At 59.2% G+C, this 25,752-nt stretch carries 21 protein-coding genes; 7 read left to right on the forward strand and 14 right to left on the reverse strand.

Annotation, left to right across the window (positions count from 1 at the left end):
- Positions 1 to 9: 9 nt before the first annotated feature.
- The 4 genes from ABD997_RS14145 to ABD997_RS14160 form a co-directional block, all read right to left on the reverse strand.
- On the reverse strand, positions 10 to 1,053 hold the full coding sequence (locus ABD997_RS14145; protein ID WP_345317759.1) for a rod shape-determining protein: 1,044 nt from the start codon (positions 1,051 to 1,053) through the stop codon (positions 10 to 12).
- A gap of 419 nt (positions 1,054 to 1,472) precedes the next feature.
- Positions 1,473 to 3,365, reverse strand: a complete 1,893-nt coding sequence (locus ABD997_RS14150; protein WP_345317760.1) for an EAL domain-containing protein — start codon at positions 3,363 to 3,365, stop codon at positions 1,473 to 1,475.
- 156 nt (positions 3,366 to 3,521) lie between these two features.
- Positions 3,522 to 4,163, reverse strand: coding sequence for a single-stranded DNA-binding protein (gene ssb, locus ABD997_RS14155; RefSeq protein ID WP_345317761.1), 642 nt, complete (start codon positions 4,161 to 4,163; stop codon positions 3,522 to 3,524).
- A gap of 102 nt (positions 4,164 to 4,265) precedes the next feature.
- Positions 4,266 to 5,624, reverse strand: coding sequence for an MFS transporter (locus ABD997_RS14160; protein ID WP_345317762.1), 1,359 nt, complete (start codon positions 5,622 to 5,624; stop codon positions 4,266 to 4,268).
- A 482-nt stretch (positions 5,625 to 6,106) separates the two neighbouring features.
- On the opposite strand from ABD997_RS14160, the gene uvrA reads away from it, so the two are divergent.
- Positions 6,107 to 8,929, forward strand: a complete 2,823-nt coding sequence (gene uvrA, locus ABD997_RS14165) for an excinuclease ABC subunit UvrA (RefSeq protein WP_345317763.1) — start codon at positions 6,107 to 6,109, stop codon at positions 8,927 to 8,929.
- A gap of 559 nt (positions 8,930 to 9,488) precedes the next feature.
- On the opposite strand, the gene ABD997_RS14170 is transcribed toward uvrA, so the two are convergent.
- The gene (locus ABD997_RS14170) at positions 9,489 to 9,971 is read right to left on the reverse strand and encodes an energy transducer TonB (RefSeq protein ID WP_345317764.1); all 483 of its coding nucleotides are present in this window, start codon (positions 9,969 to 9,971) and stop codon (positions 9,489 to 9,491) included.
- A gap of 641 nt (positions 9,972 to 10,612) precedes the next feature.
- Between ABD997_RS14170 and ABD997_RS14175 the strand changes: the two genes are divergently transcribed.
- The 3 genes from ABD997_RS14175 (at position 10,613) to ABD997_RS14185 (ending at position 13,404) form a co-directional block, all read left to right on the forward strand.
- On the forward strand, positions 10,613 to 12,004 hold the full coding sequence (locus ABD997_RS14175; protein WP_345317765.1) for a Na+/H+ antiporter NhaC family protein: 1,392 nt from the start codon (positions 10,613 to 10,615) through the stop codon (positions 12,002 to 12,004).
- 461 nt (positions 12,005 to 12,465) lie between these two features.
- Positions 12,466 to 12,849, forward strand: a complete 384-nt coding sequence (locus tag ABD997_RS14180; protein WP_345317766.1) for a hypothetical protein — start codon at positions 12,466 to 12,468, stop codon at positions 12,847 to 12,849.
- Between the two features lie 102 nt (positions 12,850 to 12,951).
- Positions 12,952 to 13,404 (forward strand): hypothetical protein, encoded by a 453-nt coding sequence (locus tag ABD997_RS14185; RefSeq protein ID WP_345317767.1) that lies wholly within the window; start codon positions 12,952 to 12,954, stop codon positions 13,402 to 13,404.
- 242 nt (positions 13,405 to 13,646) lie between these two features.
- Here ABD997_RS14185 and ABD997_RS14190 read toward each other — a convergent pair whose 3' ends face one another.
- The 6 genes from ABD997_RS14190 to ABD997_RS14215 form a co-directional block, all read right to left on the reverse strand.
- The gene (locus ABD997_RS14190) at positions 13,647 to 14,474 is read right to left on the reverse strand and encodes a MipA/OmpV family protein (protein ID WP_345317768.1); all 828 of its coding nucleotides are present in this window, start codon (positions 14,472 to 14,474) and stop codon (positions 13,647 to 13,649) included.
- A gap of 890 nt (positions 14,475 to 15,364) precedes the next feature.
- Positions 15,365 to 15,799, reverse strand: a complete 435-nt coding sequence (locus ABD997_RS14195; RefSeq protein ID WP_345317769.1) for a hypothetical protein — start codon at positions 15,797 to 15,799, stop codon at positions 15,365 to 15,367.
- 167 nt (positions 15,800 to 15,966) lie between these two features.
- Positions 15,967 to 16,140, reverse strand: a complete 174-nt coding sequence (locus ABD997_RS14200; protein ID WP_345317770.1) for a hypothetical protein — start codon at positions 16,138 to 16,140, stop codon at positions 15,967 to 15,969.
- A gap of 48 nt (positions 16,141 to 16,188) precedes the next feature.
- Entirely contained in the window at positions 16,189 to 16,422 is a 234-nt protein-coding gene (locus ABD997_RS14205; RefSeq protein WP_345317771.1) for a hypothetical protein, read from the reverse strand.
- Positions 16,423 to 16,714: 292 nt separating this feature from the next.
- Entirely contained in the window at positions 16,715 to 17,845 is a 1,131-nt protein-coding gene (locus ABD997_RS14210) for an aminotransferase class V-fold PLP-dependent enzyme (protein ID WP_345317772.1), read from the reverse strand.
- The gene (locus ABD997_RS14215) at positions 17,838 to 19,019 is read right to left on the reverse strand and encodes a PrnB family protein (RefSeq protein WP_345317773.1); all 1,182 of its coding nucleotides are present in this window, start codon (positions 19,017 to 19,019) and stop codon (positions 17,838 to 17,840) included. Before ABD997_RS14215 ends, ABD997_RS14210 begins: the two co-directional genes overlap by 8 nt.
- A gap of 247 nt (positions 19,020 to 19,266) precedes the next feature.
- Between ABD997_RS14215 and ABD997_RS14220 the strand changes: the two genes are divergently transcribed.
- Together ABD997_RS14220 and ABD997_RS14225 are read left to right on the forward strand one after the other, a co-directional pair.
- Entirely contained in the window at positions 19,267 to 20,148 is an 882-nt protein-coding gene (locus ABD997_RS14220; protein WP_345317774.1) for a hypothetical protein, read from the forward strand.
- Between the two features lie 105 nt (positions 20,149 to 20,253).
- A complete protein-coding gene (locus tag ABD997_RS14225; protein WP_345317775.1) occupies positions 20,254 to 21,732 on the forward strand; it encodes a phospholipase D-like domain-containing protein in 1,479 nt (492 codons plus the stop codon).
- Positions 21,733 to 21,882: 150 nt separating this feature from the next.
- Here the strand turns inward: ABD997_RS14225 and ABD997_RS14230 are convergent, their stop codons facing one another.
- On the reverse strand, positions 21,883 to 22,437 hold the full coding sequence (locus tag ABD997_RS14230; protein WP_425557079.1) for a lipid-binding SYLF domain-containing protein: 555 nt from the start codon (positions 22,435 to 22,437) through the stop codon (positions 21,883 to 21,885).
- Positions 22,438 to 22,526: 89 nt separating this feature from the next.
- Positions 22,527 to 23,993: a pyridoxal-phosphate dependent enzyme gene (locus tag ABD997_RS14235; protein WP_345317776.1), complete on the reverse strand. Its 1,467-nt coding sequence runs from the start codon at positions 23,991 to 23,993 to the stop codon at positions 22,527 to 22,529.
- A 240-nt stretch (positions 23,994 to 24,233) separates the two neighbouring features.
- On the opposite strand from ABD997_RS14235, the gene ABD997_RS14240 reads away from it, so the two are divergent.
- Positions 24,234 to 25,004 (forward strand): TerC family protein, encoded by a 771-nt coding sequence (locus tag ABD997_RS14240; protein ID WP_345317777.1) that lies wholly within the window; start codon positions 24,234 to 24,236, stop codon positions 25,002 to 25,004.
- Between the two features lie 28 nt (positions 25,005 to 25,032).
- On the opposite strand, the gene ABD997_RS14245 is transcribed toward ABD997_RS14240, so the two are convergent.
- On the reverse strand, positions 25,033 to 25,653 hold the full coding sequence (locus ABD997_RS14245) for a 3'-5' exonuclease (protein WP_345317778.1): 621 nt from the start codon (positions 25,651 to 25,653) through the stop codon (positions 25,033 to 25,035).
- Positions 25,654 to 25,752 lie beyond the last annotated feature (99 nt).

A 25,752-nucleotide genomic window follows, 5' to 3' on the forward strand; every position in this document is an offset into this window, starting at 1 on the left:
CAGGAGTCCTTATTCGTCGGAGAATAGATCACCGCCGTGCATGTCGATCATCTCCAACGCCTTGCCGCCACCACGGGCCACACAGGTCAGAGGATCATCGGCAATCACCACGGGGATCCCGGTCTCTTCCTGCAGCAGGCGATCCAGATCGCGCACCAGCGCACCACCACCGGTCAGCACCATGCCGCGCTCGGAGATGTCGGAAGCCAGTTCCGGCGGAGACTGCTCAAGGGCGGTCATCACTGCGGAGACGATGCCGGACAGGGGCTCCTGCAGGGCTTCGAGAATTTCGTTGGAGTTCAGGGTAAAGCTACGCGGCACCCCTTCGGCCAGGTTACGGCCGCGAACCTCGATCTCACGCACCTCGTCACCGGGGTACGCGGAACCGATCTCGTGCTTGATCCGCTCTGCGGTGGCTTCGCCAATCAGGCTGCCGTAGTTGCGGCGCACGTAGTTGACGATGGCCTCATCGAACTTGTCACCACCGATCCGCACGGAGGAGGAGTAGACCACCCCATTCAGAGAGATGATCGCCACCTCGGTGGTACCGCCACCGATATCCACCACCATGGAACCTGTGGCTTCGGAGACCGGCAGACCGGCACCGATGGCCGCGGCCATGGGCTCGTCAATCAAATACACTTCGCGGGCGCCCGCACCGGCAGCGGACTCCTTGATGGCGCGGCGCTCAACCTGGGTGGAACCGCAGGGTACGCAAACCAGCACACGGGGGCTGGGGCGGAAAACGCCGCTGTTGTGCACCTGCTTGATGAAGTGCTGAAGCATCTTCTCGGTGACGTAAAAATCAGCGATCACACCATCCTTCATCGGTCGGATGGCGGTGATGTTGCCGGGCGTCCGGCCCAACATCTGTTTGGCGTCATGGCCAACGGCAGCAACGCTTTTAGGTCCGGAAGCCCTTTCCTGACGGATCGCAACGACTGAAGGTTCGTTGAGAACGATACCCTGTTCTTTAACGTAAATCAGGGTGTTAGCAGTCCCCAGATCGATAGATAGGTCGTTGGAAAACAGACCACGAATTTTCTTAAACATGTACCAGACCCGTAAGTAGACACTGAGGGGAGGGGGGGAAATTGAGCACACTTTACCAACGCCCCATCGGTTCCACAAGCCAGTTCTGCTCTGGCTTGCGGGGGATCTGACCGGGTTCAAATAGCGTCAGGAAGTTGGCGTGAGCCGGAGAAGGGCAGCCGCGCTGCAATCACGGGTAAGATTAAGCCGCTCAGTTCTTTATCATACCGCCAAGCTCCCACTCTCACCCTAGGAGCAAGCGCTGCTTTTTTGTACGCAAGGATGCGCCCCCCCCCCGGTAAGAAAGCCGCTTCGCTGACTGGCAAAGCAAACCCCATCGCCCGCAGCTGCTCCTCGGGAAGAGCCGAGCCCCTTAGGCCGGGTAGGAACAACTGAGATCGGTGCAGAACCTGGTACAAGGGGTTAGCCGATCTTCCTACTCAACCCGCCTTGCGCCCGGTTGCAACCACGCTGCCCTGCAGGGCAGAGACGCCAAGCTGCAGTAAGCAGCGCCGCTCCGCCTCAGTCTGGACCCCTGCCGCCACCACCTGGATAGGATGGTGAGAGACCACCTGGCGCAGGCTGGTCACCACCAGCTGACTGTCCGGGCGCCGGTCAATTTGATGTACCAGACTGGGGTGCAGCTTGAGCCAGTGCAGGCTCAGGTCGTCGATATAGTGGGTGCCCTCGACGGTATAGCCCACCCCGTCCACAGACAGCTGGACCCCCATCTTTTGCCATTGCCTGAGTGTCGGGATCATCTGGTCGGCGTATTGCACCAGCTCACGCTCGTTCACCTCGATGATCAATTGACTACGGCGGGCCTGGTAGTTAGCCAGTAACATCTTGATTGACTTACCAAAACGGGGATGGATTACCGACTCGAATGGCAGGTTGACCGTCACAGGCTCGGGCCAGCCATGCTCCCGTTGCTGGCGCAGTGCCAGGGCCAGCAGCTCCCGATCGATCATCGGTAACAGTCCGCAGCGACGCGCCATGGGACGATAGAGCGAGGCCGCCAGCAACGTACCCTGGCCATCACGGATCTGGCTGACCATCTCCCGGGCAATCACCTTGCCCTCGGCGTTGACTACGTCCTCGAACTGAGGCAGGAAATCCCCACGCCGGATCGCTCCCTCCAGCAGGCTTCGCCAGCGCACGGAGCCCTGAGCCAGCTCCCTGTCCACCGCACCCTTGTCGTACATGAACCAGCCGCTCTCACCCTGAAGTTGGGCCGCTCTCAATGCCTGGTCCGCCTCCTCCAGCGCCTGCTCCAACGACTCTCCCTGAACGAAGTAGGCAGCCCCCAGATGGAGCAGGCGATCCCGTTCCACCTCGCCGGGCAGGCTCAGACGCCCGGCACTGCGATGTAACCGCGCCACCAGGGCATCCGCCTCTTTCAGGGGCAAGACCGGGACCACCAGCCCCAGCTGCAGCGCTTCCAGGCGGGCGAACACCGCATCCGGGTGAGCCATCAGTATCGGATCGCAGTGGTCAATGAATTCCTGCAGCAGCACCAGGCGACTCTGGCTATCCAGCGGCTCCAGGCCATCAAACTGCAGCAGGCAGAGCAGTCCATGACTGCTGAGCTGGTCATCCGGTGCCAAGGAGGCCAACCGGGACTCGAAAAACAGTCGATTGCCCAGCCCCAGCTCCGGATCCAGGCTGGCGTTAGCGCGGATCTGCCGATCCAGCTCCAGCTTGGCACTGCGCTCCCGGCGCCACTGTCGATGGAGTTTTTGCATCGCCCGCCCCACCACCAGGGGACGCTCTCCCCTGACCGGTGATCCTGCCGCCTCGTACTCCCCGTCGTTGATGCGGCGAGCCCGCAGTGCCAACAGCTCGACGCCGGCCATTTCGCCCCGCAACCAGCGTCGGCCGAAGAGCACCATCCCCAGCGCCATCATCAATCCGGCGCCCACCACCAACCACTCCGAACGGCTGAAGGTCGGCAGCAGTTGAGGCCGCTTCAGCGCCACCTTGAGGGTCAGGCCGTTATCGAGCTGACGGCGAAAGTGCATGGAGGGGCGCTCGAAATATTGCCGGGGCTGCCATCGAAACAGCTCTCTCTCCCCGCTGAGCAGGATAAAGCGATCCGCCTTAAGTCCCTCGAGCAGGTCCGGTAACCAGGCCTCCATCTGCTCCAGGGTCACCCCCCGCGCCGACTGGTCATTCATCAGTTTGACCAGAGCGTTCACCCGTACCTCTCGGTTATGGTTGCTGTGACTGTAACTGGCGGTCCAGGCGCTGATCAGCAAGCTGAGGGTGATGAAAAGCAGGGAGGTGATCCAAAACTGGATCAGTCTCTGGGTCTGGGTGCGGTTTTTTTTCATCCGGGCTCCTGCCGCCGATCCCTCGCCGAGGGGATCTTCTGTTCAGTTTTTCTCCACCTTGCCTTGCCGGCAGAGAAAGTCAATTGGTCAACGGAGGCTCAAAAACAGCAATCCCCGCCGAAGCGGGGATTGAGAGAGCGAACGGGAGCCAAGTCCTCAGAACGGGATGTCGTCGTCCCAGCCCTCATCCAGCTCCGGGGTGAAGCTCTGGTTCTGGTTCTGGTTCTGCTGAGGCTGGGCCGCCGGTTTCTGCTGTTGAGGCGCCGGAGCCGGTCGGCTCTGCTGGCCACCACCCTGACCGCCATAGTTCTGGCCGCCCTGAGGAGCGCCATAGTTCTGGCCCCCCTGCTGGCCACCTTGACCACCGTAATTCTGACCGCCCTGGTAACCGCCGGGCTGGCTGCCACCCTGACCGCCCTGGTAACCACTCTGGCCACCAAAGTTCTGGCCACCGCCCTGGCCGCCACGGCTGTCCAACATCTGCATCTCGTTGGCGACAATCTCGGTGGTGAAACGATCCTGGCCGTTGTTGTCCTGCCACTTGCGGGTCTGCAGCTTGCCTTCGATGTAGACCTTGGAGCCCTTCTTCAGGTACTCACCGGCGATCTCACCGAGGCGACGGAACAGCACCACCCGGTGCCACTCAGTCCGCTCCTGCTTCTGACCCTGCTGGTCTTTCCAGGACTCGGACGTTGCTACAGTAATGTTGGCTACGGCGTTGCCATTGGGCATGTAACGCACTTCCGGGTCTTGCCCGAGGTTGCCAACCAGGATCACTTTGTTGATGCCACCGGCCATCGATATCTCCAACGAGTTGCTCTGATTTATGACCGCACAGATTACCATAGGGGGCCGACTGGGATCACGCTCCTTTGTCTGCCCATTAAGTGACCAAATCGATCAAGCCGTTAATGCCGCTTTCGCCGCCTCGATATCGAAGGGATCCTCCACCTTGAGATAGGCCGCCTTTTGCTCCGGGATCAGCACCACCTCCACCACGCCAGGCAGTTCGGAGAGCTGCCCGGCCAGGCTCTGTGCCCGGGCGGGATCGTAAAGCGGCGCATCCAGGGTCACGCTACGTACCTTGCGCGGCTCCTGCATCCCCCACATCAGGACAAACCAGAGGGCGATGGCGCCGCAACACAGGGCAAACACACCTTGGGCACCCAGGTGGGTGTAGAGGACACCCCCAAGCAGGCCGCCAGCAAAGGCACCAAAGAACTGGGCAGTGGAGTAGATCCCCATGGCAGAGCCCTTGTCCCCGGGGGGGCTAAGACGGGAGATGAGGCTGGGCAGCGCCGCCTCCAGGTAGTTGAGGCCGGCGAAGAAGAGCACCACCGCGGCGCTCAGACCCCAGACCGAATCGAGCTGGGTGAGCATCAGCAGGGCCGCCAGTCCCATCAGGGCGATGGCAAAAAGAAAAGGCCCGCGGGTCTGGCCCCGTTTCACCCCGTAAAGCAGGATCGGCACCATCAGCACCAGCGCCAGCACCATGGCGGGCAGGTAGAGCGTCCAGTGACGATCCGCCACCAGGCCAGCACTCACCAGGGCCAGCGGCAGGGCCACGAAGATGGCGGTGATCAGCATGTGAAGGATCAGGATGCTGATATCCAGCCGCAGCAGCTGGGGATCTTTGAGCAGCGCCTTGAGCCGCGCCGGCACCGCCACCAGGTCCCGCGTCGGTGCTTTCTGTACGGCGTTAGGCACTACAAACTGCATCACCGCCAGGGCGCCCAGTGCCAGCACCGCCGTCAGGCCAAAGAGACCGTTAATGCCGATCCAGCCCGCCAGCGCCGGCCCCGCCACCAGGGCCACCATGAAAGAGAGACCGATAAAGGAGCCGATGATCGCCATCACCTTGGGCCGCTGCTCATCCCGGGTAAGATCCGAGGCCAGCGCCAGCACCGCCGAAGCGATCGCCCCCGCGCCCTGCAGCGCCCGCCCCAGGGCAACCACGTAGATGGAGTCTGCCAGGGCCGCCACCAGGGAGCCCAGGGCAAACAGCAGCAAGCCGGCGGCAATCACCCGCTTGCGGCCGAAGCGATCGGAAGCGATCCCGGCGGGGATCTGCAGTATCCCCTGGGTCAGGCCGTAGGCGCCGATGGCGATCCCCACCCACAGCGGCGAGAACCCCGCCAGGGACTGACCATAGGTAGCCAGCACCGGCATGATCAGAAACAGGCCGAACATGCGCAGGCCGTACACACCAGCCAGGGAGAGAGCGGTGCGTTTTTCGATGGGGGTAAGTCCTTGACTCACGGAGACTCCTGATAATGGGGCGGTATCGCAACAGGGAAACAGTGTACCAAAGGTTGAAAACTTGTCTGCCACCAATGCGTTGTATCCGCGCACAGCACACGCTTTCCGGGGCTCCCTGCTTTTCGGAACCAGGAACGAGGAACTAGGTTCTAGGTTCTCGGAGCTAAATAACTGTTCCCAATTGCGCGACATCTTGCCTTTCGCGAAGGCGACCTAGTGCAGTCGAGCACCAAGCTCTTAGGAACTAGGATCTAGGCCCTAGTTCCTAAGAGCCGGATTAAAGCCTGATACTTCTGGGCTTACACGAAAGTCGAGCATGTTTAGGATGAGCTATTGAGGAACTGGGTTCTGGGGCTATTGGGAAGGTACGTCAGGTAAGCAGAGCGCGGGAGCCAACCATAAGTGACAAAGTTCACAGCGGTGCCGCGCTTTAATCGATTATGCGATACTGGGAAAACTTTGATCTTTGGATAGCTGGCTCGATGGACAATATAGAAGTACGGGGCGCCCGCACCCACAACCTCAAGAACGTCAACCTCACCATCCCCAGGGACAAGCTGATCGTGATCACCGGCCTGTCCGGGTCCGGCAAATCCTCCCTGGCGTTCGACACCCTCTATGCCGAGGGGCAGCGGCGCTATGTCGAGTCTCTTTCCGCCTATGCCCGTCAGTTCCTGTCACTGATGGAGAAGCCGGACGTCGACCACATCGAGGGCCTCTCCCCGGCCATCTCCATCGAGCAGAAATCCACCTCCCACAACCCCCGCTCCACCGTGGGCACCATCACCGAGATCTACGACTACCTGAGGCTACTGTTTGCGCGGGTGGGGGAGCCACGCTGTCCCACCCACAGTGAACCGCTGGCGGCGCAGACCGTCAGCCAGATGGTGGACAAGGTGCTGGAACTGGAGCCCGGCAGTAAGCAGCTGCTGCTGGCGCCGGTGATCCAGGGCCGCAAGGGGGAGCACACCAAGCTGCTGGAATCCCTGGCCGCCCAGGGCTATGTCCGTGCCCGCATCGATGGCGAGGTGTGTGACTTGTCGGATCCGCCAACGCTAGACCTGCACGTCAAGCACACCATCGAGGTGGTGGTGGACCGCTTCAAGGTCCGGGAGGATCTCAAGCAGCGACTGGCGGAGTCCTTCGAGACAGCGCTGGAGCTCTCCGGTGGGGTCGCCCTGGTGGCCCCCATGGAGGGGGGGGGGGAGCCGCTGATTTTCTCCGCCAACTTTGCCTGCCCGCTCTGTGGCTACTCCATGGCGGAGCTGGAGCCGAGGATCTTCTCCTTCAACAACCCCGCCGGTGCCTGCCCCACCTGCGATGGCCTCGGCATTCAGCAGTTTTTCGACGAGGAGCGGGTGGTCACCAACCCAGATCTCTCCCTCGCCGGCGGCTGCATCCGCGGCTGGGATCGGCGCAACTTCTACTACTACCAGATGCTGCGCTCCCTGGCGGAGCATTACGACTTCGACATCGAGATGCCCTGGAAGGACCTGCCCAGCAAGGTGAAGAAGTGGGTGCTGGATGGCTCCGGCCGGGAGAGCATCCAGTTCAAGTATGTCAACGATCGCGGCGATACCGTGGTGCGCAAGCACCCCTTCGAAGGGATCCTCAACAACCTGCAGCGGCGCTACAAGGAGACGGAGTCCAACTCGGTTAGGGAGGAGCTGGCCAAGTACATCTCCACTACCGCCTGCCGCAGCTGTGGCGGCTCACGCCTGCGGGAGGAGGCGCGCAACGTCTTCGTGGGCGAGAACACCCTGCCGCAGCTGACCCAGTGGTCGATCGGCGATGCCCTAGCCTGGTTTGAGCAGCTCACCTTCGAGGGCCAGAAGCGCCAGATCGCGGAGAAGATCCTCAAGGAGATCCACGATCGTCTCGGCTTCCTGGTCAACGTCGGCCTCAACTACCTCAACCTCTCCCGCTCCGCCGATACCCTCTCCGGCGGCGAGGCCCAGCGGATCCGCCTGGCCAGTCAGATCGGCGCCGGCCTGGTGGGGGTGATGTACGTGCTGGACGAACCCTCCATCGGCCTGCACCAGCGGGACAACGAACGACTGCTCAACACCCTGGAGCACCTGCGGGACCTGGGCAACACCGTGATCGTGGTGGAGCATGACGAGGACGCCATTCGCGCCGCGGACCACATCATCGACATCGGCCCTGGTGCTGGCGTGCATGGGGGCGAAGTGGTGGCGGACGGCACCTTCGAAGATATCCTCGCAAGTGAGGACTCCCTAACCGGACAGTACCTGTCCGGAGTGAAAAAGATTGCCGTTCCCGCAACTCGGACTCCCTACGATCCCGAGCAGGTGATCACCCTCTACGGTGCCAGCGGCAACAACCTCAGACAGGTGGATCTCACCATTCCCGTCGGCCTGATGACCTGTGTCACCGGGGTCTCCGGCTCCGGCAAATCGACCCTGATCAACGACACCTTCTACAAGATCGCCCACCGGGAGCTCAACGGCGCCACCGTGGATGAACCGGCCCCTTACCAGCGGGTAGAGGGGATGGATCTCTGCGACAAGGTGGTGGACATCGACCAGTCCCCCATCGGCCGTACCCCGCGCTCCAACCCGGCCACCTACACCGGGATCTTCACGCCGATCCGGGAGCTGTTCTCCGGCACCCCAGAGTCCCGTGCCCGGGGCTACAAGCCCGGCCGCTTCTCCTTCAACGTCAAAGGGGGCCGCTGCGAGGCCTGCCAGGGGGATGGGGTGATCAAGGTGGAGATGCACTTCCTGCCGGATGTCTATGTCCCCTGCGACCAGTGCAAGGGCAAGCGCTACAACCGGGAAACCCTGGAGGTGCACTACAAGGGCAAGAGCATCCACGAGGTGCTGGAGATGACGGTGGAGGAGGCGCGCGGTTTCTTCGACGCCGTCCCCGCCATCGCCCGCAAGCTGCAGACCCTGATGGATGTCGGCCTCTCCTACGTCCGCCTGGGACAGTCCGCGACCACCCTCTCCGGCGGTGAGGCCCAGCGGGTCAAGCTGGCCAAGGAGCTCTCCAAGCGGGACACCGGTAAGACCCTCTATATCCTCGATGAGCCCACCACTGGCCTGCACTTCCAGGATATCCAACTGCTGCTGGACGTGCTGCACCGGCTGCGGGACCACGGCAACACCGTGGTGGTGATCGAGCACAACCTGGACGTGATCAAGACCGCCGACTGGATCGTGGATCTCGGTCCGGAAGGTGGTGCCGGGGGCGGCACCATCCTCACCGTCGGCACCCCGGAAGCGGTAGCGGAGTGTAAGGAGTCACACACGGCGCGGTTCTTAAAGCCGATGCTCAGCTAACTCCGCTTTCTCTCGTTTGGTGGCAAAACGGCGTCCAGAGGGACGCCGTTTTTGTTGGTTTCCGCTGACGCGGCGCCGGGTTTGTGGAGGTTTGGTTTTGGTGGGCGGCTGCGCTGCGAGGCTTCTTTGTTTCTAATGTGATTTGTCGCGTTGGCGACGGCAACCAGAAGGGTTTCACCCCTCTGGACTCCCTTTTTGCCTCCCTGCGGCCGCTCTTTCGATGGCATCGCTGAGTCCGATGGGCAGGATGCCCAAGTGCCTCAATCACAGGGAAGTGAAGGAGCGGCCTCGAAGTCGGCAGAGCAAAACGTGGTTATGTGCATTTTCAGCGCAGCCCTCACTCCGGTCGCTCTCCGCTGCGCCTCAGGTCAAAGTCGGCTTCCTGTCTCCGTTGACCACTCGGGCCATCCATGGCCCTCAGCCTTGCTACAACCGACCTACGTTCGAGCTGATTAAAATCCGAGGTAGGCAGCCCAGGAGCGAGAGCAGGTGGCGTATCCAATTTCCGTGGGCAGATGCCTCCACACTTGCCGCCTTCACACCGTCGAGCCAAGGAGCATCAGCCTCTGCGCAGGGCTTTTTGCGCTACCGATAGGATAATGTCGTCGCCGCCACACTGAGCGAGATCCAGTACGGGGGCTCGGGAACAGTGCCCATCGCCGGTTTCGAGGCAGAACAGGAACTGGGTGCGGGTCTTAACCGGCGCTGCCAGAATCCCCTTGGGAAGATCATCCCACTTCCACTGGCTGATGACGCGCTTGGCCTGGGTTGCAAAGTGATGGCTCGTCGAGCCCGCCACCTTGATCTCTTTGATTTCGTAGTCCGGTGTCACGACATATTCAACGGAAGCACAGCCTTCGCTACCTGCCCGAGCCTCTTCGATGGGAAACAGTGGCGAGTAGCGCTCCAGGCGCTGCCATTTTTCCGACAGCAGTTCAGACTCAGTGAGTGGCAGTGCCTGAAACTGAGCCGTCGGCGTCGTAGCGCACGCAGCCAAGAAGAATACGCCGGCTACCGCGGTTAATGATCGGTGTAATGTCATGGTTCAACTCCCTTTAAACAGATCCCAACCCCTCTACCTTGGGTCGCATCGGTGGCAATCCCTGGTAACGGATTGGTTTTCATCTTCCTTGTTCAGATAAGAAACGATACCAGAGTACGTCGATCCGCACATAGTGGCGCTGTTAACTCCCAAGCGGGATTAATCGGTCGTGGCGGATACCGAATGTATCGCTCTTTGATTTCCTTTCGGTGAGTAGCTGCACCGTGAGGCTTATCCGTTATCTGATCTTTCTTTGCCGAGAGCTGCCCAACTAACTCCGTAACGCCCGCAAAAGGGGCTCTTGCTCCTACAAAGCAGAGACAACCTCCCCATGCCTGCCGTCACCGGCGCGACACAAACTTAATCACCCTCTCCGCCACTGAATAGGAACTCAAAAAATGCTGATCCTAAGGGCAAAAACAATTACCCAAAGCTGCAATTGACGGCAACGCCAACTCGGATTACTTTGCCGCCGATGTTTTGACCGGGTCCGGCAATAGCGAAAGCGGTGTACCGCAGCGTCTGGAGACACGTCCGTAAAAGCAGGTATGCCTACCTGGTTTTTCTGCGGACAGCCAGGTGCTTTTCCTTTGTCCCCGCGCTCTGTGGTAGCGCTATCGATCTTTAAGGACCTGGAACGCATGTCTGAGCCGACTGCCCTGAGCCTTCTTCCCCCTTTTGTTGTCCTGGTCCTGGCTATCCAGCTGCGCCGCCCTATCCTGGCGCTGGTCATCGGTGCCTGTACCGGCCTGTTTCTGATCTCCGCCAACCCCCTCGATGTACTGGATAACTTTGCCGCGACCTCGCTCAAAGTGATGCAGGATGAAACCATCGGCTGGCTGCTGCTGGTGTGCGGCGGCTTCGGTTCGCTGATCGCCCTGCTGATCCGGGCCGGCGGCGCCTTCGCCTTTGGCGAGCGGGCTCTATTGTTGGCCAAAGGACGCAGATCCTCCCTGCTGATGACCAGCTTTCTCGGCCTCATCATCTTCATCGATGACTACCTGAACGCCCTCACCGTTGGCGAGACCATGAAGCGGGTCACCGACAAGCTGAAGATCTCCCGGGAGATGCTGGCCTACGTAGTGGACTCCACCGCGGCACCGATCTGCGTGCTGGTTCCCCTTTCCACCTGGGCCGTGTTTTTCGGCGGTCTGCTGGAGAGCGACGGTGAAGGCTCAGGGATCGCGCTCTACATACAGGCGATCCCCTACATGTTCTACGCCTGGCTGACCCTGGCTGTGATGCTGCTGGTGATCGTCGGCGCCATCCCGCTGTTCGGCCCCATGGCCCGGGCGGAAGCCCGCGCCATGGCCGGCCACGCCGGTCAACTGCCCGAGCCGGCCCAGCAGCAGGAGGCGCTGGAGCGTACCCTGGACGCCAACGCCCTCAAGGCGATGGAGGAGGAGTTCGCCACCCGCCACCGCAACGGCCGACTGCGCCACTTCTTGCTGCCGCTGGTGCTGCTGGTAGGCTCGACCCTCTACTTCGAGATCGACATCTGGAAAGGCCTGCTGGTAACCCTGCTGGCCACCCTGGTCTACTTCCGTGCCGCCGGCCTGATGACCCTGCCGGAAGCGATGGAGCAGATGGTGGACGGCTTCAAGACCATGCTGCCAGCCGTTGGCACCGTGATGGCGGCTTTCATCTTCAAGGAGGTGTCAGACCAGCTGCAACTGCCACAGTTCGTCATCGACAGCCTGCTGCCCTACATGAGCGCCTCAATGCTGCCTGCACTGGTGTTCCTGGCGATGGCGTTGCTGGCCTTTGCCACCGGCTCCTCCTGGGGGATCTTCGCCGTCTCCATCCCCATCGTGATGCCGCTGGCCCACGCCGTTGGCGCCGACATCCCGCTGACCATCGGTGCCCTGCTGTCCGCCTCCTCCTTCGGCAGCCAGGCCTGCTTCTACAGCGACTCGACGGTACTGGCCGCCCAGGGTTCCGGCTGCGACCTGATCAGCCACGCGGTCACCCAGCTGCCCTACGCGCTGATCGCCGCGGTGCTGACCTTCATCGGCTTCGTGCTGATCGGTTAAGCCCGCCCTGGACATCCCGGCCTCCATAGAAAACGGCGTCCACTGGACGCCGTTTTTGTTGGTTTCCGCTGATGTGGCGCAGGGTTCGAGAGGAGCTTTGATTTTGGGGTCGGCTGCGCCGTGAGGCTTATGCGTTATCTGATCTTTCTTTGCCGGGAGCGACCCGGCGGCCGGTCAGAGGCTTTCGCCTCTCCCCCTCCGTTGACCACTCGGGCCTTATGCATTTAACCGTTCCTGCTCTATTGCCCACTTAAGCGGCCAAATCCGGCCGTTCGCGAGGATGGCCAACTTTCACCACTTGGATTCTCTGTTTCGCCCAGAGAACAGCATCAAACTAGACCTAACACATTGATTGAATTGGAGTCACTTGTTAGGTTGGTCTCACTTTCGCCGGTGTTAATGCGCCCCTTCAGGTGTCCACAGGCGCAATAAATCCACTGTTATAAGCCCTCGGAGGTTCAGTGAGAAATAAAATGCTTCGGCAAAAATTAGCATTTGCGAGTTTATCTCCAGTAATGGTGCCGGGGTTTATCTTCTATACATTAGTTCACGGCTACTACGAAAAGGTTTTTCTTTTTAGCTTAATATTATTAGCAGGCATTCACCTCTTTAATAAATACTATAAATTTTTTGTTAAAGCTGATGGTTTTATTAAAAGGTTTATTTGGTCATTTGTTCTAGTTAACACATCAATGGTAATAATGACTTTTGCTCCTGAGGCAAAAAATGCTTTTGCCGGAGTTGTATTATTTCTATATACGCCATCGATGATTATTGCTGTCAATATGCTAACAGGTAGCAAAGTGGCACATAAGGTTGCAATGTATTGCAAAAAGGGCTTATAACAAGCAATTCAACAGGGATAAAAAACTTGCGTGCTATTCGCTTCGCTCAATTTTAGCCCACAATTTTTTACCCGTTAATCGGGCGTTATATTGCAGGGAAGTATGATTAAACATCTGGCTCTATTATTTTTGTTTTTACCGTGGTGCTCAGTTGCTACTACGGATATGGCATTTATTTCCGAGAAAATAATTACGCCTGAGCAAGCGAGTGGGCTTGGTATTCACAGGCTAACCTCTGGCAATGATTCGAGCTGGAATGTATTAGTTTATCCTTCCAAAAACGCTAATAATGAGCCAGTCGCAGAGGCATCAATTGCATTTACTATTAATGGTAAAGAAGTAGCATTGGTACTTTCTAAAATAAGTAATTTTGAACAGACAAGTTTCAAACGTTCAGATATCGTTTTAGATATCAACTCTGGTGTTATCGTAAGTTTAGCAATTACATATGGCGCTCAACGCTTGGTACTAGATGATATTACCAACTTAAAATCAAGAGATTACGAAACGTTTGCAAAGCAATATAACAAACGCCTTAACTCCGACAATGATTAGTTGTCATGGTTTTGGCAAACAACGCAAAAAGCCATGCCAACACATTGCGTGTTAGGCGGGCGTTAATCCATCTGAATAGCTGTTCCTAAATACGCTCAACTTTCGTGAAAGCTCAGGCACCCTGAGCTTGGCTACGGCTCTTAGGAACGAGGGCCTAGAACCGAGTTCCTAAGAGCTTTGTGCTCCAGCGCATCAGCTTGCCTTCGCGAATGGTAGTGCGAAGCACGATTCTGAACATTTACTTAGAACACATAAATAAATCCGACCCCCACCTCGGCTTCATAGTCGCTACGCGCGATGGGGCTATCCTGAATGTCACTGCTGTAATATTCATAGACCGCCTCAGCAAAAATCTGCCAATTCTCGGCAACATACTGACGATAATTGTAATTGAATCCAACCGAGCGATATCCGCCGCTTAGGTCGGTCTCATCCAGTCCCGATGCGGCGGATTGCTCTGCATTGATACCAAAGTCTTTATTGGCATAATCGCTATCGTGAAACACCACAGCGAAAGCAATTTCATGGCCGGTCCCGTCCCACTTATCGCCGAAGCGGTACCCCACTCCCAAAAGACCAAGCGTGCCATTTTCACCGGCTACAACTCGGCCATCCAGCCAATAACGCCAATCGGTACCGAAAGCACGGCGAGCTTGCAGCACCAGTTCAACACCCTCGTCTCCATCACCGAGACCATCCAGATGCCCCTCGTCGGAATCACTTTCTTCACGACCTTCGTCGAAGCCCACGGCGGCCTCGAGTAGCCACTTTTCGGCAGGAAGCCCGCGCCAGCCCAGCGCCTCCCCCGCCCAGTAGACAATGTGATTGCCTCTGCGCCATTGCACGGCACCGGCAGGATCAACTTCGAAGTCGTATTCATCCGAGCCCTCGTATGCGGACTCGTATTCAACCCCCACCCCCAGCCCGAAAGCCCAGCCATCTTCACCCCTGGTGAAGTCATCGAGCGAGGGTAAAGGCACCACAGCTTTTCTTTCCTCTTGCGCGAATGCGGTTTGAAAGAGAAGGCCATGAATGAACATTGCCAACAGTAAACCTGTACCCTTTTTCATTTGGACCCCGCTCTAGTCTGTTTTGGGACAGCTTGGTGCCCCGTGAGATGGAGATTTGAGGCTAAGTATATGTCAACATTTTTTAGGGAGTTGCAGGGCAGCAAGGCCAAGATGAACAAAGTGTTGGGCAAGGGGATGAAAGCCAAAGAACTGAATGCGGTGGAATGGATACTTAGAGCGGACTTTGCCCCGGAACAAGGACGACCAAGTATCAGAGTCGACTCGCGCCAGAAGCGGACGAAAACAAGGTTCATCGAGAACTGGAGCCCGCTTTGCTGCCAAGGCAGCTAAAGATTGGGCTAAGCCGAACAGATCTACTCAGAGGCCACCCTGCCCAATCGATTGTTCTTGCCACACGGGGGCTCAGGACAAGATGAAGAATAGTTACTCCGTATGAGACGAGCTACCTGAAGTACTGCTTGTGAACAACGCCTCTATCATCAATGGCCATCATAAAATACGGAGAGTCTGCGGGCCATTCGAAGCGGATGACATTGATCGACTCCGGTAAAACATTTTGACTCAGTGGATGTGCATCCAGGGAAGCCGCCCAATACTCCACGGCTCTCTGTATCCGTTGGCTGAGGAATTGAGAAGGAGAGAAGCGGCCACTTCGCCATTCGATTGAAATATCATGGCCATTTAAGTGAATTTGCCTCAACTCGTAAATAACATAGTCATCATCGACATAGTTCCCAAAGCTGGTGAAGCTATGTCCGAAGTTATGAATGGCAGAATTGATGTTTTTTGTATTTCATCATCCGTGCTCCGGAATCCATCCTGCCTAGTGTCGCCAACGATAGCGTTAGCCTTCACTCGGTTTCCCCAGGCTCGGACGCGGGGCATTGAGGCCGACTTAAGCCAACCCATGCCCCACCCTACTCGCCACCTTATTCAGGCTGAATAAGTAGCGCCTTCCTGGCGGCGGCTTTAATCTCTTCATCAATCTCGTCATCGAAAGAGAAAGAGTACGTTCGCCAACCATCCTTGACCTTGAAAAACTGGAACTCGAAACGCACGGGTTGTCGTGCATAAGTCACAATGTAAGTCACTTGAACCAGGAGTTCGCCCACACTGAAAGTATCAACCCGATTGATATGCTGGATGGAGCCGACGAGGCCTTCTAAGGCAGAAAGCTGGGTTTTGATATTTTTGATCTGGTCTGGAATGGCAGAGACGTATGAATTTGACGAGTATATGGTATCAACCGCCTCATTAACTTTCCCACTGGAGTACAGATCAAAAAATTTATCGATATCATCCTGATATTCAGCAGATTGCACCCCGAAAGAGAGGATAAAAAATGCAAAAAATAGTGCTCTCATTTTCCCACCAAAGTATTAAGTCCGTTTAAATCTTACTGGCTGATTACAAGCCGGTTAAAGCGATAGCCACGCTATCAATAGCGGCCATTTAAATCAATCCGTTAATTCGTTTTGATGGCGGAAAACTGGGTATCACCAGGAGATCGCTCGTTCGGTAAAACCGGGAATTATCCAATCTCCGCCAGCATCTCGCGGTAGCTGGCCTGATTTGTCTCGGCAAAATTCGCCATTCCCGGCTTGGTCAGCAGTCTGGGGCCGCCGGGAATAAAGCTTCGGATGATCTTCTTCGGTTTCTCATGCCAGGCGATATCGAAGGCGGCCATCTTTGGAAAAAACTGCATCTGCGAGTAACCGGGAATATGGTCATGGATCCACCAGGCTAACGCCTGTCAGTCGCCGGTTCGTTCGTAGTAGGGCACAAAGGCATTGACGATGATGCATACGGTGCCGCCCAGGTGCCCCTCGGCATCACGATAGTCCCAGATATGTCCGGCAAAGTTACTTTCGTTGCTCGCACAGTTGTACTGGTTACCGTTCTCGGCGCCCTTGGCATTGACCTCGGGAGAGCGGTAGGCCGACCGAATATTGATGCGACCAAACTGTGCCTGGATAGGCTCAAGCACACTCTTTCGCAGAGTGCCTGGCCGACCCGCATCGCCAAATCCGGGTGGTGCGGAATATTGGGGATCGACTCGATTTGCGATATTTCGGAGTAGAGAAACTCCCTCATAAAGAAGGATTCCGATAGTCGTACGCGCCCCAGCTTCTCGAGGCTGCGAACCGTCAGTGGCTTCTTCATTTTACCCTCCTTGGGTGATCGGGTCGTAGGTCGTTCCCCGAACCTTCACCGTTGCCCAATGTGAGCCAAGGGCTCCGCCGGCCCGATCTTCATCCAAAGAAGACGGGGCAGCCCCGTTAGCCAATCCCCTCCACCACTTCGACCAACTGCGCCATCTGCTCTGCACTGTTGTAGAGGTGGGGGGAGACGCGCACGCCACTGGCACGCTCATCGATGGCGATCCCCGCTGCCGCCAGCGCCGGAGCCAGCTGGGTCTGACGCGCACCGACATGAAGGATTAGACTGCCGTTGCGCTGCGCCTCCGTGCGTGGGGAAACCACCCGCTCGCCCAGGGCGTCGATCACCTGCCGCTGCAGTGCCAGGTTGTGTGCACGGATGACGTCGATACCGTGCTCCACCAGGCGCGCCACCGAGTGGGCGGCGATGGCGTAGGGGGCCACCGAGGGGGTGCCGCCCCAGAAGCGGTTGGCGCCGGGGTGGTAACGGAAGTCGTGGATATCCATCTCGAACGGCTGCGCGTGGGAGAACCAGCCCACATCCTTGGGCTCGCACTCGGCGATCCGCGCCTCCGACAGCCAGAGGTAGCCGGCGCCCGGGCCGCCGCAGAGCCATTTCACGCAGGAGCCGAGCACGAAGTCCGGCGCCTGGCGGGACAAGTCGAGCGGCAGGATCCCCGCCGACTGGGCCACATCCACCAGGCTCAGGATTCCCCGCGACCGGGCCAGTGGCAGGATCTCCGCCAACGGCGCCTGCTGACCGGTGTTGGAGTAGGCATGGCTGACAAACACCAGGCGGATCTCCGCCGTCATGGCGTCCGCCCAGACATCGGGATCGGTCACATCCGCTGAGACCGGGATGTAGCGGATCTGATCGCGACCGCCGGGAAGGGCATGCTGCAGGACATAGCCGATGGTGGGAAAGTCCTGCTCACTCAGCAACACCTTGCCCCCCGCCCGGGCCAGTTCTGGCAGGGCCATCACCAGCTTGGTCAGGCCGCTGGAGAGGTTGCTCTGGGGACAGAACCCCTCAGCAGAGACGGAAAAGAGCCGAGCCAGCGCGGCACGGAAACCGTCGATCGCCTGCAGCCAATGGGGCCAGATCGCCTCCCCCTGCTGCTGCCAGGGTTCAAAATAGTCGCGATGAAATGCCGCTTCGGCACTTTTCAGTGGTCGCCCCACAGAGTGGTTGAGCAGGTAGCTGCCACTGCCGAGGTGAAAATCGGCGGCGCTTAAGCGGGACTCAGTCATGGTCCACTCCCAGGCTCTGGCGCAGCGTGGCGACATCGGCATAACGGGTCTGCAGATCCTCCCGGGGGGTCGCGGCACGACGGTCTCTCAGGTTGGCCAGGGAGGCCAGCAGATGTTGCAGCTGGGGGCCGGAGGCGGTGAGCTGACCCAGGTGCTTGCGATCCATCGCCTCGGAGGGGCCAACGATGAAGTTCTGCACCAACTGGTCGTGGTGCTGGGTGGCGATTTCACCGTGCAGCTCGCACAGCCTCAGCAGTGCCGCCAGGTTTTCCTGGTACCAGCTCTGCCCGTGATGTTCCCGAGCCGCCAGGAAGTCGTCCATCAGGCTGCGCCGACGCATGCAATCCCGCAGGATCCGCTGATCCTCCGGCATCATGTAGAGGAACTTCTCCACCAGCATCCGACCGTAGTCCGGGTCGTTGGCACGGCACAGGCCCAGCAGCATGTCGATCACGTTGATGCCCGCGAAATCGCCGGCATTGGCGCCGCGGTAGACCTGGCCACCCACATGGTGGGGCTTGTAGTAGGGGCGCACGCTGTAAAAGAACTGGTGCGGGTCCAGGGTACGGAACAGCATCGCGTTGCTCTCCCGTACCTCCCGCAGCGCCTGCTCCGCCGTGCGCAGCAGGTCCAGGGTGATGGGGTGTGAGATCCCCAGCGCCTGGGTTTTCAGCAGGGCTTCCGCCGCCCGCTTGAACGCCAGGATCCCCTTAGTGTTGTAATCGATGAAGCAGCGCTCGTCCGCCAGATCCGTGAAGGATTTGTACTGTCCCTGGATCGCCCGGTTGTGGGTACAGAGGTGGGCGGTGGCGAAACGGGGCACCACGCCGATGGAGGCGGCGATGTGCATCGCCAGGGCGGAGGCTTCCTCCTGGGGGGAGCGACGATCTTGGTCCGGGTCCGACAGGCCGTGGCGACGGCAGGCAGCCAGGTAGAAGCCCACATTGCCCAGCAGGTCGAACGCCGCTTCAAACCCCTCGTCGGTGTTCCCCTCCGCCAGCAGGGCCCGGCAGAACTCCCGTCCCTGTTGCTCCAGGGTCTGTTTGAGTTCGGTGCCAACCCCATCGACGTTGGCGGGATCCGGCTGGGCAAGATAAAGCCCCTCCAGCTCGCTGTTGAGGCGGATAAAATCGCTGCGGATCCAGCGGTCGAAGTCGGCGACGTTATGGCTCATGACGTGACGCTCCCTGCTCACAAAAAATCGAATCCCAGCAACCTAGCACCCCTGCGGGGGCGACAACAGGCAGCGGTCCGGATCCGACATTGCGCCTATGGCAAGCCACCTGCCCGCCGCTGTCACCTTAAGTTGCCAATGGGGCTTCGCACCATTCAGGGTGGGTCAAGCCTCTTTGTGGCAGATTATACGCCGACCCCTTCTCTCATTTTGCCTTCGAAACCTTCACCTGGGCCCCACTATCCTGATGCTCGTAAACCCGCTTCCGACATCCGCTGCAGATCCCAAACCGACTCTGCGCAGCCTGATGGCCGTGCTGATTAGCCTGCCGATCACCAGCCCCATTCAGGCGGGCAGTTGGGAGATCGAGCTAGGTACCTTCTTCTCCCAGACCGATACCAATATCCGCGTCTACGACCCTTTTGCCGAGAAGGACCGCATCCTCAACTTCGAATCGGAGTTGATGCTGCCCCATGACAGGAGCCTGCCCTACTTTGATGTGGAGTACCGCTTCAACGATCGTCACCATCTCTACTTCGACTGGCGCCGGCTGCACAGGGACGGAACTCAGGAGGATGTTACAGACCCTTTCCAGTTCACCATCAATGGTTACACCTACCATGTTGAGGCCGGCTCCTACCTGGAAACCGTGCTGGAGGTGGATATCATGCGGTTTGGATACGGCTTCCGGTTCTTTCAGGGTGAAGACCTAGCGCTGGACTTGCTTGCCGGTGTACACGTGACCCACCTGGGCCTGGGTTTTATCGGCGACCTCCGGCTGGAGATCGAGCCGGAACCTACTGGCGGAGGAGACAGCGAGATCCACGGTGAAGTGTTCAGTGCCGTCACCGCCCCCCTACCCAATCTGGGACTGCGGATGGAGTTTACGGTGGGGGAGCGGATCGTGTTCATCAGCCACGGCCATGCTTTTTACCTGGAGGTCGATGAGATCACCGGCTGGATGTATGAATTGGAGGTGGCAGCACGCTACCGGATCTCCGAGGCCTGGAGCGTGACCGGCTCTCTCAGCTACTACGAACTGGGCGTGGATTACCGCACCAAGCTCACCACCATCGACGTCACCTACGAGTTTTATGGTCCGATGCTGAAAGTCGCCTACCGCTTCTGACCCGAACCAGAACGTCATGGGAAACGGGCCTCACGACCCGCAAGGGTTGGATAAAAAGCGTTCGTTCAACAATAGTTAGCCTTAAGCTTACCAACGATGATCGCCATGAAACTGTTCGCCTCTAAACTCCCCCAAGCGCTGTGGCTACTGTTGCTCCAACTCTGGCTGATACCGGGACTTTCCGGTTGTTCCAGCGCCCCCCCAGAACCACCGGAGGGGTTTGAGCTTAACTGGCAGGGCCAAACCGTGCCTGGTGAGGTTTTCCTCATTCCCACCGCGCCCCAGTCCCTGGCCTATCGACTGGAGGCGATTGACCAGGCGACCGAGTTTATTGACATCACCTACTTCACCTGGAATCACGATGTGTCCGGAATTTACGTCTACCACGCCCTGTTACAGGCGGCGCAGAGGGGCGTCAAAGTGCGGGTACTGCTGGACGACCTGCTGGTGTTCAACGACCGCTGGCTTAAGGATCTGGACCAACACCCCAACATGGATATCCGGATATTCAACCCCTTCGATGTTCGCCACACCGGCTGGTTCACCCGTGCGTTCAACTTTCAGTTTCGCAAAAAAGCTCTCAACCACCGCATGCACCAGAAGTACTTCAACGTGGATGGGGAGCTGCTGATCATCGGCGGCCGTAACATCGGTGATGACTATTTCGGGCTCAGTGACAGCGCCAACTTCTTCGATCTGGACCTGCTGGTGCGGGGAGAAAGCCTGCGCCAGTTTGAAGCCAACTTCGAACTGTTCTGGCGCCATGAGGAATCCGTCCCTGTGGACCAGGTGCTTTCTGGTGAGCCCAGCGAGCAGCAGAGCCTGTTTCTTGAAGATTTTCAGGAGATGAAGGATGAGCACCCGGATGTGGTCAGGGCTATCGCCGAAGTGCGGGCCGCACTGCCGGAGCCGGACTACATCTCTGCGCTGGTCACGCCGGCGTTCGATGACATGGAGAAGTTCGAGGACTCGCTGCCCTATTTCCGCCGCCGGATCGAGCAGTTCCTGCTGACCTACCCGACCCAGCACAAGGAGCTGCTGATCTCCACCCCCTACATGATCCCCAACGGCGATGAGTTCACCGCGACCCAGGCGTTTCTCGAGAACGGAGCCGACGTTATCCTGCTGACCAACAGCGCCGCCTCCAACGACTCGGGATTCGTCGCCGCCTATTACGACAAATACCGTAAACCGCTGCTGGAGATGGGTGTTGACATCTATGAATATGACAGCGAAGCGGTGCACCCCCCCTACCTCCACCAAGCCACCACCTACTACCACAACAAGGCCTTCGTCATCGATGACTGGCTCAGCTACATCGGCTCGTCCAACTTCGATCCCCGTTCCGACCACCTCAACTTCGAGATGGGCATGATGATCGAGAGCCAGGAGTTCGCAGAAGCGTTATCGGAGTATCTGTTACTGTCGCAGTTGGACAATTTCTGGCACGTCACGCTCGACGAGGAGGGCAACCCCCAGTGGGAGAAAGGGCAAGTGATTGAACATACCAACCCCCGCACCGCACCGATACGCGCCCTGCCCGCCTGGTTTTATCGCCTGTTCAATATCCAGCACGATATCTGACCAAGAAGGGACTGGGCCGGCTGTGGTCATGAACGGAGAGCCAACAGTGGCCAGAGTTGCCTACAGCGTCAAGTTCGATCCTAACCCGCCCCGGGAAACGAAAGCGCCCGCTTCTGAGAGGCGGGCGCTTGAATGTCAATCAACTAGCGGCTAATTGATCGGCTTGAAGCTGAAGGACTGACCGTTGATCGCCGCTTCATACATCAGGCCACCGATCGCCATGGTGAAGACCGCCATGCCGCCGCTGTAGCTGTTCTCGGCCTGGCTTTCACCGGCACCGGCTGAGGTGCCCTTGGAGCCCGCCTCAGCGGACGCGCCGGCGGTCAGGGCCACCGCACTGGCCTGGGCGCCAAACTCGAAGTTACCGCTGGTAAATTCCTCATAGGCGTCGGCATTCTGGAAGAAGATGATCTGGCTGTAAGCCTGCCCACCCAGCTGCAGCCCAAAACTCACCTGGGCCAGTTTCGTGGTGCCAGTTAGCTCGCCTCCCCGGTACACCTTGCCCTTACCATAGGCACCGCCAATGCCCATACCGCCCTTACCCACCTTGGGGAAGATGGCGTAACCGTAAGCGTTGGCAAAGAAGGGGGCTGTGGCCTCCGCCGCCTGGAACCTCTTGAGCGCTTCGCTGACGTCATCCGCCCGAGTCAGGGGAGTGAAGAGCAGGGCCATAGCCGCCAGGGCCAGAGTGATCAATTTGTTCATCGTATATCCTTACTTGGGCCTAGGAACCAGAAACTCGTGTCTTTGCACAGTGAGTATAAGCCAGGGGGCGGATCACCGCGGGAGCCCCCCTATCGTGGGTGCAACCAACTGGGCAGCAAGCTGTAGGGATCCAGGCTGACGCTGTCGTCAAAGGGGACCCCCGCCTGCTTCAGCCGGGTTTGCAGGCTGCCCTCTTTAAGCTGGTCCAGCAGGTCCGTACAACCACCGATAAACTCACCACCGATGAAGATCTGTGGCAGGGTGTTCCACCCGGTTTTATCCCGCAGCACCGCGCGGATCTTGGCTCCCCGCTCCTGTGCCTGGTAGGCCACCGAATCCAGGTCCAGGCTAACAAACTCAATGCCATAGGCTTTGAATACCTTGCGGACGGTCCAGCAAAATTCGCACCACTCCAGCGCGTACATCACCACCGGGTTTGCCGGGTCGGCCAGGGTTTCCGCAACCTCCTGCTGGGCGGCGGGATCCAGCGGCCCGGCCGGAGGCACGCTGGCCGGTGCCGAGCCGGCAGTGTCGAAGCGGTAGTTGGGGGTCGAGCGGGAGAGCGCCATCTCCTCGTCGGTCATCTCGGCGGCCACCCCTTCAAACAGTGGGGTACTGAGGTAGCGCTCGCCGGTATCCGGCAGCATGCAGAGGATCCGGCTCCCCTTAGGGGCTTCCCGAGCCACCTCCAGCGCACCGGCAAAGGTCGCACCACCTGAGATCCCCACCAGGATCCCCTCCTTGGCGGCCAACTCCGCACTGCAGCGCAGCGCGTCCCGGCCATCAATGGGACAGAACGCGTCGATGCGCCCCTGCTCCAGCACCGGTTGGGCCAGCTCGGGAATGAAGTCCGGGCTCCAGCCCTGCATCATGTGTGGACGAAAACTGGGGTGGCTGCCCTGGCTCGGTTGGGGGGTACCACTGGCAAGGATGGGTGAATTGTCCGGCTCACAGACGATGATCCGGGTCTTCGGGCTCTCGGCCCGCAACACCCGGGAGACCCCATTGAGCGTCCCTGCGGTACCAAAACCGGTGACCCAGTAATCCAGCGTCACATCCTCGAAGTCCCGCAGGATCTCTCTGGCGGTGGTGCGCTCATGGATCTCGGCATTGGCGGGGTTTTCAAACTGGCGCGACTGCCACCAGCCATGTTTCTCCGCTAACTCCACCGCCTTGTTGACCATGCCGCTGCCCTTCTCGTGGGCCGGAGTCAACACCACCTTGGCACCGAGGAAACGCATCAGCTTGCGCCGCTCGACACTGAAGTTCTCCGCCATGGTCACCACCAGGGGATAGCCTTTTTGGGCACACACCATGGCCAGGCCGATGCCGGTATTTCCACTGGTGGCCTCCACCACCGTCTGCCCCGGCCGCAAGCTGCCATCCCGCTCGCCCGCTTCTATCACCCCCAGCGCCAGGCGATCTTTCACCGACCCCATGGGGTTGAAGGACTCCACCTTCACGTAAAGCTCACAGCCGTGGCTGTCGATCCGGTTGATCCGCACCACCGGCGTGTTACCGATGGTCTCCAGTATGCTGTCATAACGCCGTGCCATACCGCTTATCCTCCACGCCACCTTAAAGCCCTTAAAATGAAACCAAGGGCGCGGCCAGATCACAGGCCCGGGAACCAGGCAATAGGTTCCAGGAATCCGGAGCTGGACTCGCGAGGCCACTGCGAACTTAGCCCCATGCTCAAGGCTAGCAACCCATCACCGCGGCGACCGGCTTTTCCTCCCCCCCAGCGACCGGATTCCGCTAAAGTTTTTGCACCCCCATCCATCTGGAGTGCCGCTGTGTTTGACTGGATCAGCAGCCCGGAAGCCTGGATCGCCCTGGCGACGCTCACCACCCTGGAGATCGTCCTCGGCATCGACAACATCATCTTTATCTCCATCCTGGTAGGCCGCCTGCCCGCGGCGCAGCGGGAACGAGCCCGTCGCCTCGGCTTGATGCTGGCCATGGTCACCCGGTTGGCGCTGCTCTTTTCCCTCACCTGGGTGATGGGACTGACTGAGCCCTGGTTCGAGATCCTGGGCCGCGCCATTTCCAGCCGGGACCTGATCCTGATAGGCGGGGGGCTGTTCCTGTTGGCGAAGTCGACCCTGGAGATCCACAACAGCCTGGAGGGGGCCAAGGAAGTGCACGGACCCGGCAAGGTCAATGGAATGGCGATGGTCCTGATTCAGATTGCCCTGCTGGACCTGGTGTTTTCGCTGGACTCGGTGATCACCGCGGTGGGGTTGGCGGAGGACCTGGCGGTCATGGCGATCGCCATCGTCCTGGCGGTGGTTGTCATGTTGATGGCCGCCCGACGCATCGGCGAGTTTGTCGACCAGCACCCGACGGTGAAGATCCTGGCGCTCTCGTTCCTGGTGCTGGTGGGGATGACCCTGGTGGTGGAGGGCTTCGGCGGTCACGTGCCCAAAGGCTATGTCTACTTCGCGATGGCGTTCTCCGTGTCAGTGGAGATGCTCAACCTCAAGCTGCGCAAAACACGCCAGGATCCGGTCAAACTTCGCAAACCGATGGCGCCGGACAGCGGGCTGGAGGGAGAGAGTGAATGAGCGGGAGCGGGCCGACGGATAAACCGCCCTAACCCGCCATACGCCTCAGAAAGCTGGCCACCGACGCCTTGGGCTGACGGGCCAACTGCTGCAACAGGCTGAAGCTGGGATTGTGGATGCCGTGTTCCCGGGCCAGGTCCGCCAGCATTGCCAACCACAGCTTGGCCGTCATCTCCGTATCCGCCAGCGCGCGGTGGAACACCCCATCGTGCCGGATCCCCTTGTAACCCACCAGGGTACCCAGCTTATGGTTGGGAGCCTGGGGATAGAGCCGTCGGGCCAGCAGCAACGAGCAGGCGAACTCGCCCCCATACCCAGCGCCGATCCGCGCCAGCTCCGCATCCAAGAAGCGTCGATCAAAGCTGGCGTTATGGGCCACCAGGTTGTGATCGCCGATGAATTCCGCAAACTGCGCCATCACCTCAGCGCAGGGCGGCGCCTTGGCCAACTCGGCGTTGTCGATGCCGCAGTAGCTCTCGATAAAGGGGCTGATGGCAAAACCGGGATACATCAGCTGCTGGAACCGCGCCACCACCTCGCCCCGATGCAGTTTGACCGCACCGATCTCGATGGCGCGATCACCCCGATCCGGCGACAGACCGGAGGTTTCAAAGTCTAGGACAATCAGGGTATCAGCGGGCTGGGACACAGCAGGGTTCCTTAACAGAGAGGGGGACTGGGTGGCGGCGGTTATCGCCGGAGCCATAATAACGCAAAGGTTCCCATCCTGCCCCTGCGGGGACCCATC

The organism is Ferrimonas gelatinilytica, from assembly GCF_039544205.1.
Lineage (GTDB): Bacteria > Pseudomonadota > Gammaproteobacteria > Enterobacterales > Shewanellaceae > Ferrimonas > Ferrimonas gelatinilytica.

Coding starts and splice junctions, on each gene's coding strand:
- ABD997_RS14145 (WP_345317759.1), bottom strand. CDS start 1,053: ATGTTTAAGAAAATTCGTGGTCTGTTTTCCAACGACCTATCTATCGAT.
- ABD997_RS14210 (WP_345317772.1), bottom strand. CDS start 17,845: ATGACTGAGTCCCGCTTAAGCGCCGCCGATTTTCACCTCGGCAGTGGC.
- ABD997_RS14150 (WP_345317760.1), bottom strand. CDS start 3,365: ATGAAAAAAAACCGCACCCAGACCCAGAGACTGATCCAGTTTTGGATC.
- ABD997_RS14190 (WP_345317768.1), bottom strand. CDS start 14,474: ATGAAAAAGGGTACAGGTTTACTGTTGGCAATGTTCATTCATGGCCTT.
- ABD997_RS14230 (WP_425557079.1), bottom strand. CDS start 22,437: ATGAACAAATTGATCACTCTGGCCCTGGCGGCTATGGCCCTGCTCTTC.
- ABD997_RS14195 (WP_345317769.1), bottom strand. CDS start 15,799: ATGAGAGCACTATTTTTTGCATTTTTTATCCTCTCTTTCGGGGTGCAA.
- uvrA (WP_345317763.1), top strand. CDS start 6,107: ATGGACAATATAGAAGTACGGGGCGCCCGCACCCACAACCTCAAGAAC.
- ABD997_RS14185 (WP_345317767.1), top strand. CDS start 12,952: ATGATTAAACATCTGGCTCTATTATTTTTGTTTTTACCGTGGTGCTCA.
- ABD997_RS14235 (WP_345317776.1), bottom strand. CDS start 23,993: ATGGCACGGCGTTATGACAGCATACTGGAGACCATCGGTAACACGCCG.
- ABD997_RS14200 (WP_345317770.1), bottom strand. CDS start 16,140: ATGCAGTTTTTTCCAAAGATGGCCGCCTTCGATATCGCCTGGCATGAG.
- ABD997_RS14170 (WP_345317764.1), bottom strand. CDS start 9,971: ATGACATTACACCGATCATTAACCGCGGTAGCCGGCGTATTCTTCTTG.
- ABD997_RS14215 (WP_345317773.1), bottom strand. CDS start 19,019: ATGAGCCATAACGTCGCCGACTTCGACCGCTGGATCCGCAGCGATTTT.
- ABD997_RS14175 (WP_345317765.1), top strand. CDS start 10,613: ATGTCTGAGCCGACTGCCCTGAGCCTTCTTCCCCCTTTTGTTGTCCTG.
- ABD997_RS14225 (WP_345317775.1), top strand. CDS start 20,254: ATGAAACTGTTCGCCTCTAAACTCCCCCAAGCGCTGTGGCTACTGTTG.
- ssb (WP_345317761.1), bottom strand. CDS start 4,163: ATGGCCGGTGGCATCAACAAAGTGATCCTGGTTGGCAACCTCGGGCAA.
- ABD997_RS14220 (WP_345317774.1), top strand. CDS start 19,267: ATGCTCGTAAACCCGCTTCCGACATCCGCTGCAGATCCCAAACCGACT.